This window comes from Acidipila rosea, assembly GCF_004339725.1.
GTDB classification, from domain to species: Bacteria; Acidobacteriota; Terriglobia; order Terriglobales; family Acidobacteriaceae; genus Acidipila; species Acidipila rosea.
Genome location: NZ_SMGK01000002.1, coordinates 183983 through 202638, shown reverse-complemented (window position 1 = coordinate 202638; position 18656 = coordinate 183983). Strand labels below are relative to the sequence as shown.

Genomic DNA, 18656 nt, shown 5'->3' with positions numbered 1-18656 from the left:
GGAAACAATGACGCAGCTCCCCATGTGACGCAGCTTTCGCTTAAGCTGGTTCCTTGAAAAATCTAAGACACAGCCTCGCCGTTCTGATGGCGCTCACACTTTCCTCGCCAGGCATCTTTGCCGCCCAGCCCCGTGCGTCCACTCTGCAGGCAGGCTTTGAGAGACCTCCTGCAGCGGCAAAGCTTCGCTGCTACTGGTGGTGGCTCAACGGCAACACCACCGCGGCTACGATCACCCGCGACCTGACAGCCATGAAGTCCAAAGGCTACGGCGGCGCCATTCTGGTGGATGCGAATGGCGCCAATCAGCAGGGAAATGCCGACGTGCCAGCAGGCCCGGAGTTTGGCAGTCCACAATGGACAGCACTTTACCTGCACGCCCTGAAGGTAGCGAAGCAGCTTGGCCTGGAGATCAGTCTCAATATTACGAGCGGCTGGAACCTCGGCGGCCCGAGTGTCCCACCTGAGGATGCTTCCAAAATGTTGACCTTCTCGCGGCATATTGTGAATGGTGGAGGGCGGAGATCGATAGCTCTCGCTTCACCACCCCTTACGAATGATTTTTATCGACAGATTGCGATTATTGCTTATCCCTTGCGGCGCGGCGCACAGCTGCCCGGCGAAGCCGCGAGCGGACGCCGAGCTATAGAGAATCTGCCTTACAAAGCGGCATTTAAGGAGACAGGATTCTCCATGCCTCCGTCCTCGGGTGTGCTGCGCAATCTACCACCCGCAGCGGGCGAAGCAGATACCCTCGCTGGCGATGTTATCAACGTTAGTGCTTTTGCCAATGCCAACGGCTTGTTGCAATGGACATTCCCGTCGGGCACATGGGAGGTGCTGCGCATCGGCTACACCGATTCCGGCGCGAAAGTTTCCACCAGCAGTGGTGCATGGCAAGGTCTGGCAATCGACTACATGAGCCGCAGGGCCTTCGATCATTATTGGCGCCAGACAGTCGCTCCTCTGCTCGATGCAGCACGGCCATATCTCGGCACAAGCCTGCGCTACCTGGTGACAGACAGCTGGGAGCTTGGCGGCACGAATTGGACGGAGGGCTTTCGCCGGGAGTTCCTTGCGCGGCGCGGATATGACCCACTGCCGTATCTTCCAGTTATCGCAGGCCGTATTGTCCAGGATCGCGCCACCAGCAACCGCTTTCTTGCTGACCTGCGCCGCACTGTAGGCGACCTGATCGTCAGCAATCACTACGACTACTTTGCTGAACACGCAGCCAAATATGGCCTGGGTATTCATCCGGAGTCCGGTGGCCCTCATGGCGCACCCATCGACGCGCTTGAGACCTTCCGCAACGCTGCCTTTGCGCAGACGGAGTTTTGGGCGGTTTCCGGTTGGCATCGCGTCAAGGACAACCAGCGGTTCTTCGTAAAGGAGGCATCGAGCGCCGCACATATCTATGGCAAGCCCTATGCAGCGGCGGAGGGCTTCACGAGCATGGGGCTGGCCTGGGCCGAGTCGCCTGGCGCCAACCTCAAGCCGACGTTTGACCAGGCCCTTACAGAGGGACTCAACCGCCTCATCTGGCATGAATTCACCTCGGTGCCGAAGGAGTTTGGAATGCCAGGCCGCGAGTATTTTGCCGGCACACATCTCAATCCGAATACGACCTGGTGGAATCAGGCTGGTCCGATCCTGCTGGCCATGAACAGGGCTCAGTTCCTGATGCAGCAGGGTCGCTCGATTTCCGATCTTCTTTACTATCGCGGCGATCAGGTGCCGGGCTTTGTCCGCGTCAAGGCGGACGATCCGGCTCATGTGCTGCCCGGATACGATTACGACGTGACCAATGAAGATGCGTTGTTGCACCGCATCACCTGGTCCGCGGGCAGACTCGCCACGCCGGAAGGATTGCGGTATCGTGCCCTGGCTCTGCCGCGCTCCGGTTCGCTGTCGCTGCCGGCCCTGCGTTGGATTGAGAGATATGTAAAGGCAGGCGGCCTGCTGATAGGCTCCCGGCCACAGGGTCCGCTAGGTTTGCTGGCTCCGCAGGAGCAGCGGGACTATGACGAAATTGCGAATCGCATGTGGCAGGGATGCGAGGGCAGGCAGTTGGCATCCTACGGTAAAGGACAAATTTACTGCACACTCGATTCGCATGCGGCGTTGCTCGCTTTCGGAGTGGCCGCCGACTTCAGCTACAGCGGCGAGGGTAGCTTCGACTACATCCATCGCCGCACTGCGTCAGCGGATATCTATTTCGTGCGCAACGAATCGAACAAGCCGGCGCGTGCAGTCCTGAGCTTTCGCATCCACGGGCGCACGCCTGAGTTGTGGCAGATGGATACAGGCGCCATCTCGCCTGCGCCTGTCTACATCGAACACGCAGGCCGCACAGAGGTGCCCTTGAGTTTTCCTGCGTCGGGCTCTGTTTTTGTAATCTTCCGCCAGCCTTCCACTCTGCATGCTGTTCAAGTGAAGCGCGATGGGGTGAGTGTCTTTCCCTCGGCGATACCAGGAAGCGGCTTGTACGCCACGCGTCGCGGAACCCTCGCCACAGCCGAGCCCGGCAATTATGTCGTTGACCGCTCTGATGGTTCGCAGAAGCATTTCAAGGTCGCGAGGCCGGTGGACGAGCCAAAGTTTGAGGCCGAATGGAAGCTGACTTTCCCGGCGGGCTGGGGTGCGCCGGCCTCGGTCTCGCTGACGAAGTTCGATTCATGGACAGCCTCTTCCAACCCCGGCATTCGCTATTTCTCAGGAACCGCCGTTTACCATGGCACGCTAGATGTTCCAGCAGATGCGGCTCTTAGCGGCAAGCAAGTATGGCTTGACCTGGGCGATGTGCATGAGGTCGCAACCGTCATGATCAACGGAAAGCAGATCGAGACTCTGTGGCATCCGCCATTCCGGGTGAGGATCGACCAGTCGCTTCACGCAGGGAGCAATCCGGTGGAAGTGCATGTAACCAATCTCTGGCCTAACCGGCTGATCGGAGACCTGCAGCCCGGCGCACATCGCTACACGCAGACCAATGTCAACGCCTATAAGAAGGACTCTCCCTTGATGCCATCAGGATTGCTTTCTCCATGGAGCTTGAGCGTTGCCACGCTGCAAGGCAGCAGATAAAGTCACGGCACACCTCAGGCAGATAGCCGACGTGCGAGCCTGGCGGTGAGTGGCTTATGGTTATCAAGGAACGATTCCAGAGGAAGAAAGGGAAGCGGCAGAGATGAGCGCACGTTGGAAAGAGATAACAGCAGCAGGTGTATTAGCGGCGCTCCTTGGCGCGTCACCTGTTTGGGCGGCAAGCACTGCTCCGCCGCAGGCACACAAGGAGCCCGTATCTGGCGATCAGCCGGATAATCCTGGCGCGCTGGCGAACACCCTCTCGCCCGCTCTGCGTAGCTCGGATATCCGCGCCGCAATGCGAAAAGTGGCAGACTGGCAGCTGGCGCGCGTTGTCGATGCGCCGAGTCAGGATTGGACCTATGCGACGCTCTACATCGGCTTCCTTGCGGCATCGCGTACGCTGCACGAGCCAAAGTTTCAGCAGGAGGTTGTTTCCGTTGGCGAACACTTCAACTGGAGTCTCGGGCCTCGCCGTACCCATGCTGACGATCAGGCCATTGGGCAGGCCTATCTTGAGCTGTATCGCGCTTCGCACCGTGCGAAGGAGATTGACCCACTTCGGGCGCAGTTCGATCAGATCATGTTGCAGCCTGACGACCCTGCGAAACCGTTGTGGTGGTGGTGCGATGCGCTCTTCATGGCGCCTCCCGTCTGGTCTGGATTAGCGGAGGCTACCTCCAACGATAAATACATCGCCTACATGAACCATGAGTGGTCTATCACCGAAGGACTGCTCTATGACAAGCAGGAGCACCTCTTCTCGCGGGACAGCAACTACCTGAACAAAACCGAGAAGAATGGGAAAAGGGTCTTCTGGTCGCGGGGAAACGGGTGGGTGATGGGAGGACTGGTGCGAGTGCTCTCGACGCTTCCGCCGAATGATCCTTCGCGGAAGCACTACATAGACCTCTACAGGCAAATGGCCGCGAAGGTAGCCTCCATTCAGGGTTCGGACGGACTCTGGCGGGCCGGACTGCTCGACCCTGACTCGTATGCTCTGCCCGAGGTTTCCGGCTCAGCCTTCTTCACCTATTCAATCGCCTGGGGGATCAATCACCACCTGCTCGATGCCGCTAAGTACCGCCCCGTAGTTGAGAAGGCCTGGCAAGGCATGCTGGCGCACATCTACAGCGATGGCCGCCTGGGCTGCATTCAGCCGGTCGGCGAAGCGCCGGGCCACTATAAGGCAAGCTCGAGCTACGTCTTCGGAGTAGGCGCTTTTCTATTAGCCGGCTCTGAACTGGACACGATGAGCCGCCGGCATTCGCATCCTTAGGTTGCAGGCGTTTCCTGCGACTTGATGACGAAGTAGAGTACGCTGCTGCCTTGATCGAGCTTCATCAGGTGCGGCACGCCAGCTGGAATGTGGACGATGTCGCCTGCATGGAGCGGTGTTCCGGAGCTGCCCTTGAGCGCTGCGCCCCGCGTTTCGCCAGGGCCGCCGGCCTTGGGGTCAACAACCGTTCCTCCGGATTCCAGTGTGGCCGAACCTTCCACGATGATGAAGACGTCGGCGAATTTTTCGTGGACCTCGGCTGTTCCGCTCTGGTTGCGATAGGCCAGCATCGTGTAGTGCTGCGGATATCGCTTGAGCACCTCACTCGCCGCGCCGCCCGGTGAAGCACTCGCCTGGGTGCGCAGTTCTGCGCTCATCTGCTTGAGCTGAGCCGGGGTGTAGGCATCGACCGCAGCTGTCTGCGCCCGCATCACGCAGGGTTGAGGCAGCAACATCGCTGCGATTGCAAGCACCGGCCAGACGACTTTTCCCTTGTGCATAAATTCTCCTATCTTCCGAGCCATCCGCCATCCACCGCCAGAATGTGCCCGTTGATGTAATTGCTTGCCGCCGAGGCAAGAAATACCGCAGCACCTGCAACATCCTGCGGTGATCCCCAGCGGCCTGCTGGAATACGCTCCAGTATCTGCCGCGAGCGGGTCTGGTCTTCACGTAGCGCCTTGGTGTTGTCGGTCTCCATGTAGCCGGGCGCGATTGCGTTCACCTGCACGCCTTTGCTGGCCCACTCATTCGCAAGCGCCTTGGTCAGCTGCGCAACTCCGCCCTTGGCCGCCGCATACGACGGCACCGTGACTCCGCCCTGAAAACTGAGAAGCGATGCGATGTTAATGATCTTGCCCGATCCCTGCTTGAGCATATGACGCCCTGCGGCCTGGCTGAGCTGAAATACGCTGGTCAGATTGGTCTGCAGCACCTCCATCCAGTCCGTCATGGAAAAGTCCACCGCCGGAGAACGGCGAATGGTGCCTGCATTGTTCACGAGGATGTCAATGCCGCCCAGGCCTGCAATCGTTTGCTCCACCAGGACAGGGCAAAGCTCCTGTTGACGGAGGTCGCCAGTCAGCACAAGGTGTCTTGCGCCGGTCTTCGTGATGCTCTCGACCAGCCGCGCTGGAACGCTGCTCGAGCCATGGAGTGCAACATTGGCGCCTGCCTCGGCAAGAGCGAGTGCGATGGCAGCGCCGAGGCCTCGCGATGAGCCTGTGACCAGCGCATTTTTACCCTTCAACTGAAATGTTTCGAGGATCATGCCTTCTCCGTATGGTTTACTTCAGGTCCGGTATGCCCAGCGCATCCATGTCCGAATAGACCTGGTTTTCCCCGCCCATCCCCCAGCAGAAGGTATAAGGACTGGTGCCTACCCCGGCATGGATCGACCAGCCGGGCGATATCACCACCTGCCTGCTCGCAACCACCAGGTGGCGAGTCTCCTCAGCGGGTCCCATCAGGTGAATCACCCGCTGGTTCTCCGGCAGGTCGAAGTAAAGATAGACTTCAGAGCGGCGCATGTGCGTGTGAGGAGGCATCGTATTCCATACGCTGCCGCTCTGCAGCTCAGTAAATCCCATCACCAGCTGACAGCTTCGCGCGCCCTCCAGGTGGATGAGCTTGGTGATCGTGCGCAGGTTGGCTGTCTCCTGGGCGCCGATGGTGAGGGGTGCTTCCTTTCCGCGCTGGATGAGTGTGGTTGGATACTCCGCATGCGCCGGATAGCTCAACAGATAGAACTCCGCAGGCGAGGAACTATCTGAACTGGAGAAGGTTATCGAATGATCGCCTCTTCCCACGTAGAGTGCGTCGAGCTTGCCGAGCGTGTGTTTCTCTCCATCCACTTCGACTTCGCCGGGAGCCCCAATGTTGAGGATGCCAAGCTCGCGACGTTCGGTGAAAGAATGGGCGCGCAACTCATCCGGGCAGGGCAGTGTCAGGCCATCTTTGAGCGGAACGGCGGACCCGATTACCGTGCGATCCAGATCAACGTAGGCGAGCTGTACCTTACCCGCCGCGAAAAGATCCGAGAGAAGAAAGGTTTCGCGGAGCTCTGCGGTCGACATTCGCGGATATCGAATGCGATCCGCCATTTGAAGTATCTTCATAGGTCCCTCATTATAGGGAACCTTTGCACCATCGTCCGGGAAGAGTCGGCGGTCAGACCTCGCATCGGATTCACGAACCGGCATCTGGCAGCCCGGAGTTCCAAAGACAGAAACCTCGCTGTCGCGTCCAAAAGGATTACGAAGCTGTAAATTTTCCAATCATTTCGCATCTCACCAAAACGAGAGCATTGGCGGATCTGTGAGCGCGGATGTAAACTTATCTCGCAAACGCTACTGTCCTGTCCTGTTCACATCTCACTTGCTGATACGAAAGGCTGCTCGTATGGCAGACGCCCCGAAAATGGAATTTTCCCGCCGCGGATTTCTGAAGGGCGCTGGCATCACTGCCGCGTCCACTGTAATAGAGTCCGCAAATGCGCTCGCCCGTGATGCAAAAGATGGGCTCAGCGGCCCGCAAGCGGTCGGACCAGATGCCATCCCCATCAAACTGCGGATCAACGGTCAGGAGCACGCCGTTACCGTCGAGCCGCGCTACACGCTCGCGCAGACACTCCGCGACAATCTTGAAATGACCGGCACCAAGGTCGTTTGCGATCGAGGTTCGTGTTCGGCCTGCACGGTATGGATCGACAAGACTCCCGCACTCGCCTGCATGACGCTCGCTGTCGATGCGGTGGGACGTGAGATCACGACGATCGAGGGCCTGTCGCATGGGGAAACCATGCACCCTGTACAGGCTGCTTTCGTTAAGCATGACGCGATGCAGTGCGGTTTCTGCACTCCCGGTATGGTGATGAGTTGCGCCGCCCTGCTGGAGCGTAATCCCAATCCGAAACTCAGCGATGTAAAGCATGCTGTCAGCGGTAACCTCTGCCGCTGCGGGACCTATCCCAAGGTTTTTGCGGCAACTCTGGACGCTGCACAGCAGCGTGGACAGATAGCCGATCTGGTGACCCTGAACACGGGTACGGAGAGATACGATGGCGCCTGAAACAATGCTTCAAGAGGCACAGGACAAGTCAACCACCAAGGGCGCACAGACTGTTGCGCGGCCTAAGGGCGATGGCGTCAAGAGAGATTCTCAAACGCCCTCCACACCCTCGAAGCCGGGGCCGGGCATGCGTTCCGATAGTTTTGTTTTCGGCATTCCGCAGAATGGCCTCGAGCATATAGAGCGGGAAGTACCCGTCAGTGAACCTCCGCCGCTGCCGCAGAACTCAGAATTGACGTATGTTGGCAAGCCGACGGTTCGTTATGACGGACCCGCGAAGGCGACAGGGAAGGGCAAGTACACCGCCGACGTTCATTTGCCCGGCATGCTCTACGCGCGGATGGTGGACGCGACGATTCCGCACGGACGAATCGTCTCGATCGACACGAGTGCTGCGGAGAAGCTCCCGGGCGTTCGCGCCGTGCATGTCATCGAGCATGTTTACGGCGTCTCCGAACTTCGCGACCCAAAGCTTGAGACCCCGTCGCGCTATCCAATTGTTCGCTACGCGGGCCAGCCCATTGCCGGTATCGCGGCGACCACGCAGCAGATCGCGGATGACGCCGCGAAGCTCGTGAAGGTTCAGTACGACACCATGCCCTTTGTTGTGGAGCGCAACGCGGCCCGATCTCCTGATGCTCCCGTCGTCTTTCCCGGGCCTGCGGATGCGGCAGGCAGCGCAGGTGGCGGCGGTGGCCCCAAGGACGTGCCGCAGAAGGGCAACGTGCATGGCCCACAGCGCCGCCTGAAGGGCGATCCCGAGAAAGGATTTGCAGACGCCGACGCAGTGGTTGAAGCCGAATACTTCACCCAGGTGCAGACTCACTCCGCGCTTGAAACTCACGGGTTCGTCGTTGACTGGAAGCCTGAAGAGGTCACAGTCTACGCCTCAACGCAGGGCACATCCAGCGTACGTAATGAATTCGCGGATGTCTTCAAGCTGCCCAAGAGCAAGGTGCGCGTCATCACTGAATACATGGGTGGAGGCTTCGGGGCGAAATTTGGCGCAGGGAATGAAGGTGTTGTTGCCGCGAATCTCTCCCGCAAGGCGAATGCGCCTGTCAGGCTCATGCTCGACCGGCGGCAGGAACACATTGTCAGCAACCGCCCTGATTCGCACCAGAAGCTGAAGATCGGCGCCAAGCGCGACGGCACCCTTACAGCGATTCAGCTCACCAGCTACGGCACAGCAGGTGTCGGCACCGGAGCGGGCACAGCAGGGCCAGCAACCAATCTCTACAAGTGCGATAACCTCCTCACCGAGGAGTACGACGTTTTCATCAATGCGGGTCCCGGCGCTGCCTTCCGTGCGCCTGGCCACCCTCAGGGATGTTTTGCTTTCGAGCAGGCGATCGATGAGCTCGCGGTCAAGCTCAAAATGGACCCTCTTGTTCTTCGCGATAAGATCGACGAGAGCCCGGCGCGCAGGGTAGAGCGGCAGGTCATCCTGGAACGCACAAACTGGCGGAACCGCAGGGAGGCTGGCGCCGACTCCGGACCGATCAAGCGCGGCATGGGCATCGCGCAGTCGGTGTGGTATCGCTTCGTGAACATGAACTCCTCCTGCGAGGTTCGTGTTTCCCGCGATGGCTCTGTCGAGCTGATGTCTGCCGTACAGGATCTCGGTACGGGCACCAAGACAATCCTTGCTCAAATCGTGGGAGAAGAATTCGGAATACCGCCAGCCCAGGTCGTAGTCCGCATCGGCGACACACGCTATCCGATCGGGCCGGACTCAGGCGGCAGCATCACTGCCGGCTCCATCACTCCTGCAGTGCGCAATGCTGCCTACCAGGCCAGGCAGCAGCTTTTTGCTGCTGTAGCCCCGGCTCTCGGCACCACGGCTGACAATCTAGCGATGCAGGGCGGTCGCGTCGTGCTCAAGAACGATGCAGGCAAATCCTACACACTGAAACAGGTCACCGCGAAGCTGCCGACGGACGAGATTTCTGCCCGGGCGACTCGCGCTCCTGAATACTCCAAGGATCGGCTGACCTACGGCGGCGTCGACTATGTTGAGCTGGCTGTCGATACGGAAACGGGCCGCGTTCACATCGAGAAGGTCTTCGGAGCGCACGACTGCGGCCGTCCAATCAACCCAACCGGCGTAATCAGCCAGATCAACGGGGGCATCCTCCAGGGCATCTCGTATGCGCTCTTTGAGCAGCGCATCATGGATCCCAAGGCGGGCTACATGTTGAATGCAAACCTCGAAAATTACAAGATACTGGGCGCGCGCGAGGTTCCGGAGATTGAGATTGCGCTGGTTGAAAACTACATCGCACAGAGTTCGACCGATGCCGCAGGTATCGGGGAGTCCGCAGGAATCATTACCCTGGCCGCGGCCATCGGCAATGCCTTCTATAACGCCACCGGAGTTCGTATACGCAAGATTCCCATGACCCCGGCCAACGTACTCGCCGCGCTTGGCAAGGCGCAGCCAGAGGTGGAAGCATGAACAAGTTCTCCTTCGTCGATTGCAAGACAGTGGACGAGGCTCTCGGCCAGCTGAACAACGGCGCAACGGTTAAAGCTGGTGGCATCGATCTGCTCGATCTGATGAAAGAAGGTATCGTGGCTCCGCCGAAGCTGGTCAACATCCGCAATGTTGACAGCTTGCGCGGCATCACCGTGTCGAAGGACGGCCTGCACCTTGGTCCGCTCGTCACGCTCAGCGAGATTGCTGCGCACCCCGATATCCAGCGCACTTACTCTGGCTTGTCCGATGCAGCAGGCCATGCAGCGACCCCTCAGGTGCGCAACATGGCGACCGTTGGCGGCAACATCATGCAGCGTCCGCGCTGCTGGTATTTCCGCTCTACCGACTTCGACTGCAGAAAGAAGGGCACCAGCGATGTGTGCCATGCGCTGACAGGCGAGAACCAATATCACGCCGTCATCAACAACAGCACCTGCGCCATGGTTCATCCATCTTCGACAGCGGTGCCACTGCTTGGCATGAATGCCACAGTTGAGTTGACTTCCAAGCGCGGCAAGCGAACCGTTGCGATGAGCGACTTCTATGTTCCGCCGGAAAAAAGCCTGATCAACGAGACCGTTGTTCAACCCGGTGAACTCATCACAGGCATCTTCGTTCCAGCCCCCGAACCCGGCACACGCTCCGCGTACCAGAAATACGGCGAGAAGGAGAGCTTCGACTGGCCCATCGCTGACGCGGGCATCGTCCTGGTCATGGATGGAAACCGCTGCCGTAAAGCTGCAGTGGTTATGGGTGTGGCAGCGCCTACGCCTATCCGCTCCGCGGCGGCAGAGGCAGTGCTCACCGGCAAAACGATTGACGAAGCGACCGCACGCGCAGCCGCCAAGGCAGCCATGCAAGGCGCCACTCCGCTTTCTCAGAACGGCTATAAAACGCAGTTATTCCAGACAGCCATCTACCGCACCGTGTTGCTCGCGGCCGGGCAGATGCAGCGCGATCCCAGCGCCATAGGCTAAGGAGGACAACTTGAATACTCCACTCGTGCAAATCCGGTGCGCTTCTCTTCGTAGCAAGTCTTCCTACGGAGCCTATGGCGACTTTCATGAAGAGCTTGTTGACCTGATGGGAGCCACCACGACCTACTGGTGTCTCAAGACCATGGGCAAAGCGGGGCCGGACGAGCATTACGTTCATCGCTCCGTTTGCCGCGAGGGCCGCTCCTGCTGGGAGAGTTGCGAAAACGAAGCATAACGCCATAAAGCTTATTAAACTTGGAACAGCAAAAAGCCCAGATGACACATCTGGGCTTTTTGCTGTCGGCACGGCTGCATGTAGTGCCAATGCGGAACTACTTATCGTCCGGGCAGAGAAATTTGAACGTGAATGCCGCGACCGCTCCCCCTGCGAAATTAGCGACAAGGTAGATCCAGAGTCTGCTCCACGCCACCAGTCCCATCGTTGAAACGCCTACGGCGACCGCTGGATTGAAGGCTGCACTGGCAATGCCGCCGACGGCAAATGCGCCAACCAGCACTGTGAAGCCAATGGCCAATCCGTAAAAGGAGTTGCCCGTGTTGTCCTTGGAGGTGGCGCTGTTCAACACTACAAAGACCAGCGCAAAGGTGAACAGAAACTCGACCAGGAGCTCTGGTACGACGGCGAGATTGCGCGTGTGCACCTCGATGCCTGGAGTCAGATACCTGACGACGAAGGCGGCCAGCAGCGCCCCTATCACCTGGAACACCATGTAGGGGATCACATCCTTCGTGCTGCAGCGCCCTCGAATCCAGACGCCGAGCGTGACTGCCGGGTTATAGTGGCCGCCCGAGATGTGGCCTCCTGCATAGATCATCACCATCAGAATCGAGCCTATGGCAAGGGGTGGAATCACGCCCTCGCCGCCGGCGATCACCGTCATTCCGATAGTAAGCACGAGGAAGAAAGTTCCGATAAGTTCCGTTACATACTTGTTCATGGCGACCTCTGGTTTGCGTGTCGATTTATGGGGAACAGCTATACAGTGGCTCTCACAGGCTTATACCGCTTTTCTTGAGCGCAGCAGCTCCGATTTCTGTGATCACGTAGTTCTGATCCTGTTCGGCAGCCAGCCCCGCCTCTACCAGCTCCCGTACTGCACCACGTATCCGGTAGAGGGGGACATCAGTCTTGGCAGCTATCTCCGGCAGGGAAGCGCTCTCGCTCATTGCCGTGAGTATCTTCCGGGCCATCTCAGTGATTTCGCCGTTGTTGTTCATGCAGGGCATGGTAGTGAAGACCTCTCAGTCCATCTGGTAGTTTGCGTCACTGGTATGCGCAGATGCCGTAACCAGGAATTACAAGGTCTTTTTTGAGAAGTACCAGTCGGCGGTCTCATAGCCTGCCCGCATCCGCTCTTCTGCGTCTTCGGTAGTTCTCGGCGGAGGAACAATTACCTTATCTCCCGGCTTCCAGTTGGCAGGTGTTGCAATGCCGTGCTTATCTGTGGCCTGCAGTGCATCGATCAGCCGCAGTATCTCCTGCGTATTGCGACCTGTCGTGAGCGGGTAATAGATCATCGCGCGCAGAATTCCCTTGGGGTCGATGACGAAGACACAGCGGCTGGTCTCAGTTTTGCTTTCGCCCGGCATCACCATTCCATAGAGGGTCGCGACATCCTTGTTCAAGTCCGCGATGATCGGGAACGGAATCTTGACTCCGAAGATCTGCTCGATATTCCTTACCCATGCGATATGCGAGTATGTGCTGTCAATGCTCAGGCCGCACAACTCAACGCCGCGCTTCTTCAGCTCAGGGGCCAGCTCGGCAAAGGCGACGAACTCAGTCGTGCAGACAGGCGTGAAGTCTGCAGGGTGCGAAAAGAGAATGACCCAGCTTCCCTGAAAGTCTTCGAGCCTCAGGGTGCCGTGAGTCGTCTCTGCTTCAAAGGCGGGAGCTGGCTGGTTGAGACGCGGGAAGCCTGGGTTGACTGCAATTGCCGTATCCATGATTATGCCCTTTCGACCTGTTGATCTCTCGAGGCAGGCAAAGGCGTTCTTGCAGCAGCCTTGCTCAACCTACACAGGTAGTCTGGCGAGGAATCAGGGATACGGTCTGTGATACGTGTCACCTTACCGCAAAATTAAAATTGCGCCGGAATAAACGGCTGCTGAAGGTCAGGCATTCCCACCCTCACCATGAATGCCAGAACCCATCCCGCTCGGTGAGATCTACCTCCACTCCGAAAAGCTTCTGAAGCTGCGATGCGGTAATCAACGCCTCCCGCGTGTCATCGGCGATGATGCGCCCGTCGCGCATCATCAGCACGCGATTTATTTCAGGCAGGATGTCCGCAAGGTGGTGCGTGACCATGATGATGCCGGTGCCCTGTTGCGCGACGCGACGCAGAGCCTCCCGCAGTTCGCGCTGGGCGGCCATATCCAGTGCGTTCGAGGGCTCATCGAGCAGCAGCATCTCCGGCCGGTGGACAAGCGCACGCGCAATCATGATGCGACGCTGTTCCCCTGCCGACATTTCTCCTACAAGCTTGTTCGCGAGATGCGTCGCCTGCATCAGTTCAAGCGCCTCGGCCGCGCGCTGCCGCATCTCCGGTGAGATATGCAGATTTGGCCAGATGGTCGAAGCGGAGAAAAATCCTGCAACAACGGCATCGGCTCCGCGCGTGACTGGCGTACGCTCTCCGGGCAAGTCTGCCGACACCACACCGAGGTGCTGCCGCAGTTGAGAGATATCCCATCGTTCACGCCCGAGCAGTCGCAGCCGCATCTCCGGCGAGTAGATCGGGTAGCACTCGCAGGTGATCGTCTTGATCAGGGTAGATTTGCCGCAGCCGTTCGGCCCCAGAATGGCCACATGCTCGCCCCGCTCGATACGCAGGCGGATGTCATGCAACACCACGGAATCCCCCCGTGCGACATTTACGTTGGCCATCTCAAGAAATTGCGTCGTCTCGCTCAAAAGTTTCGTCTCCTTCTCGCTAGAATAAGGGCAGCGATGACTTCCACAATTTCTCTTCCTCGCGGTTTTCGTTTTGCCGCTGTCAAGGCTGCCATTAAACCGAGCGGCAATGCCGATTTCGCCTGTGCCGTGGCCGATAGTGTTGCCAGCGCAGCCGCCATGTTCACCAGCAACCGCGTAGTGGCTGCGCCAGTCATAGTAGGCCGCCGGCAACTGGTGAGCAGTGGTGGCCTGGTGCGCGTCGTAGCGGTCAATGCCGGTAACGCCAACTGCGCGACAGGTGAGCAGGGAATCGAAGCTTGCCAACAAGTGACTGCGGCTGCAGCCGTCCAGTTCGGTTGTGAGCAGACGCAGGTCTTTCCTTCGTCCACCGGAATCATCGGTGTCCCTCTTCCCGCTGCCAAACTGGTCGCCGCGCTTCCTGCCGTGCAGGTCGCACTCGGCGATACCGCTGAACACTTCATGCAGTTCGCGCGGGCCATCATGACGACGGACACGAAGCCGAAGACAGCTTTTGCCTCCATCGAAGTTGACGGCACACAGGTGCGGATTGCGGGTGTGGCGAAGGGCGCCGGCATGATTCACCCGCAACTCGTGCCGCACGCCACCATGCTCGTCTATCTCTTCACGGACGCGAAGATTACACCGACGGACCTCGCAAAGCTGCTGCCCGCCTCGGTAGAGTCCAGCTTTAACCGTATCTCCATTGACGGCGATACGTCCACGAATGACACCGTACTCCTGCTTGCTTCAGGCGCGAGCGGCGCTGCTGTTGGCGCGGATCATGCGGAGTTCAGGTCTGCACTCGATCAGGTCTGCCTGTCGCTCGCCAGGCAGATCATCGACGACGGTGAAGGTGTAACGCATGTAGTTGAGCTGCAGATCCACGGAGCTGCGTCCGATGCCGACGCCCTGCGGGTGGCACGAGCCATCGCGCACTCACCTCTGGTCAAGACAGCATGGGCCGGATGCGATCCGAACTGGGGTCGCCTTATCGCCGCCATCGGCTATTCGGGAGCGGAGATTGATCCTGCGCGTATTGATATCTGGCTTGGCGCCCAGCAGATATGCTCTGCCGGTGGACGCGCCCAGGACTTCAATCAGCAGGCAGCGCACGAGGTGATGCTGCAGCGCGAGTTTACCATCCGCATTGAGCTCGGCGTGGGATCCGGCAGGTGCAATTTCTGGACGACCGACCTTACCGCCGAATACGTACGGATCAATGCAGAGTATTCCACCTAAGGCCAGGACCACAATCTCGCTTCAGGTTGTGGTGCTTTCACAGCTTTGCATCGGAAGCAGTGCAGAATGCTAAAGTGTGCGTCCCTGTTGGACTTCAGTTTCCTTAAGCAGTGAATTTCACAGAGTTATTCACAATTGTGTTGAAAAATACTACCGAGTCACACACGTAAGATTCGGTCAAGGGTACTACTTCAGCAAGCTACAATTCAGTCCTTACCTTATGACACCAAAAACTAAAGCACCTGCTGTCCTCGCGCAGAAATTCGGCAAGCCCCTCATCACCACGCAGACGTTGAGGCAGATCTACACGACGCTGCTGGAGTGCAGAATGCTGGCGCAGCATGCAGGGGTGCGGATCGAGCGCAGCATAACCGGCCTGGCTGCCGTGGCAGCGGTTCTGCGCGCGGAAGATATGGCTGCGCCTGCGAGTGAGAGCCTGACCACGCTCTATGCGCTGGGAGCCCCGCTTGAAGTATTGGCGAGCACCTCCGTCGACAAGGCCGCATGGAAGGGCATTCTCCCTCCAGGGCCATCCTCGGCGCATTTGCTTCTCGCTACTGGCGCCGCCGCTGCACTGCAAAGGAAGCGTCCGGGCAACATCGTGGCGGCGTTCGTTACCGGCAGCAGGATCCATCCGGAAGCGCTGCATTACTCCGGCCAGAACAAGCTGCCGATCCTCTACGTGTGCCACGCACGCAGATCATCCAGCGAACTGGATGATCTTGATTTCCCGGTTATCCCCGTGGATGAGGACGACGCGGTGGCGATCTATCGAGTCGCTTTTGAATCTATCGCACGAGCGCGCAGCGGTGGCGGCCCGACAGTCATCGACTGCCAGCCGTATCCCGGTAGAGCAGAAGATGCAGTGCTCAAAATGGAGCGCTACCTTACCGGCAGATCGCTGTTTCGCGAAGAGTGGAAGCAGCAGGTGGCGTCGCGCTTTGCTGAGCGACTGGAAGCAATGAAGCGCGAGCGCCACATTGCTTCCCTTGGCGGATCAGCACTGAGACGAAAAAAGAATGAGGCAGGCAGGTAGCGCCTTAGCGCGCTACCTTTTCCTGCAGGGTGTGGCTCAGCGCCAGTTCAATCAACGTGCGCTGTTCCATCTCATGAGCCTTGGCTGAGCCCGTTGCAGGGCTCGCTGCTGCTGAGCGTTTGACGCTGAGCACCTGGCGCGTCCTCGCGAGCCTGCGCAGCCGGGGCATCACAAAGGAGTGTGCGCCCATATTCTCCGGCTCCTCCTGCACCCAGACAATTTCATGTGCCTCAGGATGCGCCTCAATGGCTGCGCGCAGTTCTGTCTCCGGCCACGGATAGAGCTGTTCGAGGAAGATGATTCCCGTAGTCTCGTCCTTGCGCTTGTGGCGTTCGACGCGCAGCTCGTGGCCGATCTTGCCAGTGCACAGCAACAGTCGTTTCGCGTTCGAGATCTCAGTCTCAGGCAGCACATTCTGGAAGTGCGGCCGCGCAAACTCCGCCAGCGGTGAAATAGCGTCGGGATGGCGCAGCATGCTCTTGGGCGTGAAAACAATCAGCGGCTTCCGCCACTGCCGCATAGCCTGGCGCCGCAGCAGGTGGAAGTACTGCGCAGCTGTCGAAGGCTGGCAGACCTGGATGTTGTCATGCGCCGTGAGTTGCAGATAGCGCTCGATGCGCGCGCTGGAGTGCTCCGGGCCTTGTCCTTCATAGCCGTGCGGCAGCAGCAGTACAACTCCGCTCAACAGTCCCCACTTATCTTCGCCAGAGGAGATGAACTGATCAATGATGATCTGAGCTCCGTTCGCAAAATCGCCGAACTGAGCCTCCCACATCACCAGCGCCTCAGGAAAGTCGCGGCTGTAGCCATATTCAAAGCCCAGCACGCCAGCCTCGGAGAGCAGGGAATTGTAGACATCAAAGATCGCCTGGTTCTGACCCAGGTGGTTCAGCGGCACATAGTGCTGCTCATTCTCGATATCGATCAGCACACTGTGCCGCTGGTTGAATGTGCCGCGCTGGCTGTCCTGCCCGCTCAGGCGGACCGGGGTGCCCTGTATGAGCAGCGAGCCCATCGCGACTGCCTCGGCCATGCCGTAGTCGAATGGACGCTCGCCGCGACCCATCTCCGCGCGCTGCTCGAGGAGTTTCTTGATCTTCGGGTGAATGTGAAATTCCGCAGGGTAGCGTGTGAGCCCTTCTGCGATCCGTCCCACTTCTTCAGCCGTCAGGCCAGTCTCTACCTCGTACTCAGCCTTGTAGGGGCCGTTCCTGTAATTTGCCCAGTAGTCAGGAAGCGTGGCCAGCAACGGCATCTTCTGCATCTGCTGCGCCTTCTTCTGCTCCTCCGTCAGCTCGGCCTGCAGTTCGCGAACGCGCTGTGTCTGGTCGACGCCAAGCTGCTTCGCATAAATTTCATAGAGCGGCGGATGGTCCTTGATCTTCGCGTAGCGCAGCGGCTGCGTGATCGTGGGATCGTCCACCTCGCTGTGGCCGTGACGCCGGTAGCCGATCAGGTCAATCACGACATCGGTGCGGAAGCGGTAGCGATATTCCACCGCCAGTGCCGCGATGCGCATCACCGCGTTGATATCTTCCGCGTTGACATGGAAGATTGGCACGGGCAGCCGTCGCGCCAGGTCCGACGAGAAGCGTGAGGAGTTTGACTCTTCCGGCTCGGCTGTGAAGCCGATCAGGTTGTTCACGATGATCTGGATCGTGCCGCCGACGTTATAGCCTTCGATGCCGCCCAGGTTCATCGTCTCGGCCCAGATGCCCTGACCGGCAAATGCAGCATCGCCATGGATGATGATGGGCAATACGCGATCAAAGCCGTCGGCGCCGTAGCGCACCTGCTTGGCGCGCGTGCGGCCCATGGCTACTGGATCCACCGCTTCCAGGTGGCTGGGGTTGGAGACAAGGTGCAGTGCCAGGCTCTTGCCTTCGCGGCTGATGAAGTCGCCAGTTGCGCCAACGTGATACTTCACATCGCCGCCGCCAAGAATGCTGCGCGGATCAACATCTTCAAACTTTGAAAAAATATCCGCTGCGGACTTGCCGAAGGTATTCACCATGACGCTGAGGCGTCCGCGATGGCTCATGGCCATCACCGCCTTGGCCGCGCCTGCTTCGGCACCCCGGTGGAGCGTTTCATCAAGGAAGGGGATCAGCGCCGTAACGCCTTCGAGCGAGAAGCGCTTGGTTCCGAGGTAGCGCGATTGAATGACCTGCTCGAAGATATCTGCCCGTGTTAGCTGCTCGAGCGTCCGCTGCTGGTCAAATCCCGGCGCAGGCGACTCAAGCTTCGCAGCGATCCATTCGCGGCGCACAGGATCTGCTATGTGCATGAATTCGGCGCCGATGGTGCTGCAGTAAATAGCGCGAGCACGCTCCGCCGTCTCGCCTTCTACCGCCAGCTCCGCAATCGGCTGCGGCGGCAGATATTGTCCTAATGGGTCAAGCTTTGCCTCGAGGTATCCCCAGCGGCGAAAGGAATCGTAAACCTGTTGTTGAGAAGGAGTGGAGGAGGGAAGTTCTTCGTTTACCGGTGCCAGCTTAGTAGCGCTCATAGATAGTTTTCGATCGCCAGAATCACAAATACCACTGTTGC

Annotated in this window: 16 protein-coding genes; 8 read left to right on the top strand and 8 right to left on the bottom strand. The window is 58.9% G+C overall.

What is annotated here, in order from left to right; genetic code table 11:
- Positions 1–53: 53 nt before the first annotated feature.
- Positions 54–3086, top strand: a complete 3033-nt coding sequence (locus tag C7378_RS05955) for a glycosyl hydrolase (protein WP_131993359.1) — start codon at positions 54–56, stop codon at positions 3084–3086.
- A gap of 103 nt (positions 3087–3189) precedes the next feature.
- The gene (locus C7378_RS05950; RefSeq protein WP_131993356.1) at positions 3190–4365 is read left to right on the top strand and encodes a glycoside hydrolase family 88 protein; all 1176 of its coding nucleotides are present in this window, start codon (positions 3190–3192) and stop codon (positions 4363–4365) included.
- On the opposite strand, the gene C7378_RS05945 is transcribed toward C7378_RS05950, so the two are convergent.
- The 3 genes from C7378_RS05945 to kduI are packed head-to-tail and all read right to left on the bottom strand — an operon-like array spanning position 4362 to position 6482.
- The gene (locus tag C7378_RS05945) at positions 4362–4865 is read right to left on the bottom strand and encodes a cupin domain-containing protein (protein WP_131993351.1); all 504 of its coding nucleotides are present in this window, start codon (positions 4863–4865) and stop codon (positions 4362–4364) included. The genes C7378_RS05950 and C7378_RS05945 overlap by 4 nt on opposite strands.
- A gap of 8 nt (positions 4866–4873) precedes the next feature.
- The gene (gene kduD, locus C7378_RS05940) at positions 4874–5635 is read right to left on the bottom strand and encodes a 2-dehydro-3-deoxy-D-gluconate 5-dehydrogenase KduD (RefSeq protein ID WP_207901358.1); all 762 of its coding nucleotides are present in this window, start codon (positions 5633–5635) and stop codon (positions 4874–4876) included.
- Positions 5636–5651: 16 nt separating this feature from the next.
- Positions 5652–6482 carry a 5-dehydro-4-deoxy-D-glucuronate isomerase gene (kduI, locus tag C7378_RS05935; protein WP_131993348.1) on the bottom strand — a complete coding sequence of 277 codons (831 nt, stop codon included), beginning with the start codon at positions 6480–6482 and terminating at the stop codon, positions 5652–5654.
- Between the two features lie 301 nt (positions 6483–6783).
- Between kduI and C7378_RS05930 the strand changes: the two genes are divergently transcribed.
- Genes C7378_RS05930 through C7378_RS05915 form a run of 4 tightly spaced genes read left to right on the top strand, consistent with a single transcriptional unit; the run spans position 6784 to position 11125 of the window.
- Positions 6784–7434, top strand: a complete 651-nt coding sequence (locus C7378_RS05930; RefSeq protein WP_243648100.1) for a (2Fe-2S)-binding protein — start codon at positions 6784–6786, stop codon at positions 7432–7434.
- The gene (locus C7378_RS05925) at positions 7424–9892 is read left to right on the top strand and encodes a xanthine dehydrogenase family protein molybdopterin-binding subunit (protein WP_243648099.1); all 2469 of its coding nucleotides are present in this window, start codon (positions 7424–7426) and stop codon (positions 9890–9892) included. Before C7378_RS05930 ends, C7378_RS05925 begins: the two co-directional genes overlap by 11 nt.
- Positions 9889–10890: an FAD binding domain-containing protein gene (locus tag C7378_RS05920; protein ID WP_131993342.1), complete on the top strand. Its 1002-nt coding sequence runs from the start codon at positions 9889–9891 to the stop codon at positions 10888–10890. The genes C7378_RS05925 and C7378_RS05920 overlap by 4 nt, the downstream gene beginning before the upstream one ends.
- Before the next feature lie 10 nt (positions 10891–10900).
- Positions 10901–11125: a hypothetical protein gene (locus C7378_RS05915; protein WP_131993339.1), complete on the top strand. Its 225-nt coding sequence runs from the start codon at positions 10901–10903 to the stop codon at positions 11123–11125.
- Positions 11126–11222: 97 nt separating this feature from the next.
- Here C7378_RS05915 and C7378_RS05910 read toward each other — a convergent pair whose 3' ends face one another.
- The 4 genes from C7378_RS05910 to C7378_RS05895 all read right to left on the bottom strand — a co-directional run bounded on the left by C7378_RS05910 (position 11223) and on the right by C7378_RS05895 (position 13828).
- Complete coding sequence (locus C7378_RS05910; protein WP_131993336.1) at positions 11223–11849, bottom strand: MIP/aquaporin family protein; 627 nt, start codon at positions 11847–11849, stop codon at positions 11223–11225.
- A gap of 52 nt (positions 11850–11901) precedes the next feature.
- Positions 11902–12138: a hypothetical protein gene (locus tag C7378_RS05905; protein ID WP_131993333.1), complete on the bottom strand. Its 237-nt coding sequence runs from the start codon at positions 12136–12138 to the stop codon at positions 11902–11904.
- A gap of 69 nt (positions 12139–12207) precedes the next feature.
- On the bottom strand, positions 12208–12858 hold the full coding sequence (locus tag C7378_RS05900) for a peroxiredoxin (protein ID WP_131993331.1): 651 nt from the start codon (positions 12856–12858) through the stop codon (positions 12208–12210).
- 184 nt (positions 12859–13042) lie between these two features.
- Positions 13043–13828, bottom strand: coding sequence for an ABC transporter ATP-binding protein (locus C7378_RS05895; RefSeq protein ID WP_243648098.1), 786 nt, complete (start codon positions 13826–13828; stop codon positions 13043–13045).
- Positions 13829–13864: 36 nt separating this feature from the next.
- Here C7378_RS05895 and argJ point away from each other — a divergent pair, with 36 nt between their 5' ends.
- On the top strand, positions 13865–15070 hold the full coding sequence (gene argJ, locus C7378_RS05890) for a bifunctional glutamate N-acetyltransferase/amino-acid acetyltransferase ArgJ (RefSeq protein ID WP_131993328.1): 1206 nt from the start codon (positions 13865–13867) through the stop codon (positions 15068–15070).
- A gap of 220 nt (positions 15071–15290) precedes the next feature.
- A complete protein-coding gene (locus C7378_RS05885; protein WP_131993325.1) occupies positions 15291–16106 on the top strand; it encodes a thiamine pyrophosphate-dependent enzyme in 816 nt (271 codons plus the stop codon).
- Positions 16107–16110: 4 nt separating this feature from the next.
- Here the strand turns inward: C7378_RS05885 and C7378_RS05880 are convergent, their stop codons facing one another.
- Positions 16111–18615: a 2-oxoglutarate dehydrogenase E1 component gene (locus tag C7378_RS05880; protein WP_131993323.1), complete on the bottom strand. Its 2505-nt coding sequence runs from the start codon at positions 18613–18615 to the stop codon at positions 16111–16113.
- Between the last annotated feature and the right edge of the window lie 41 nt (positions 18616–18656).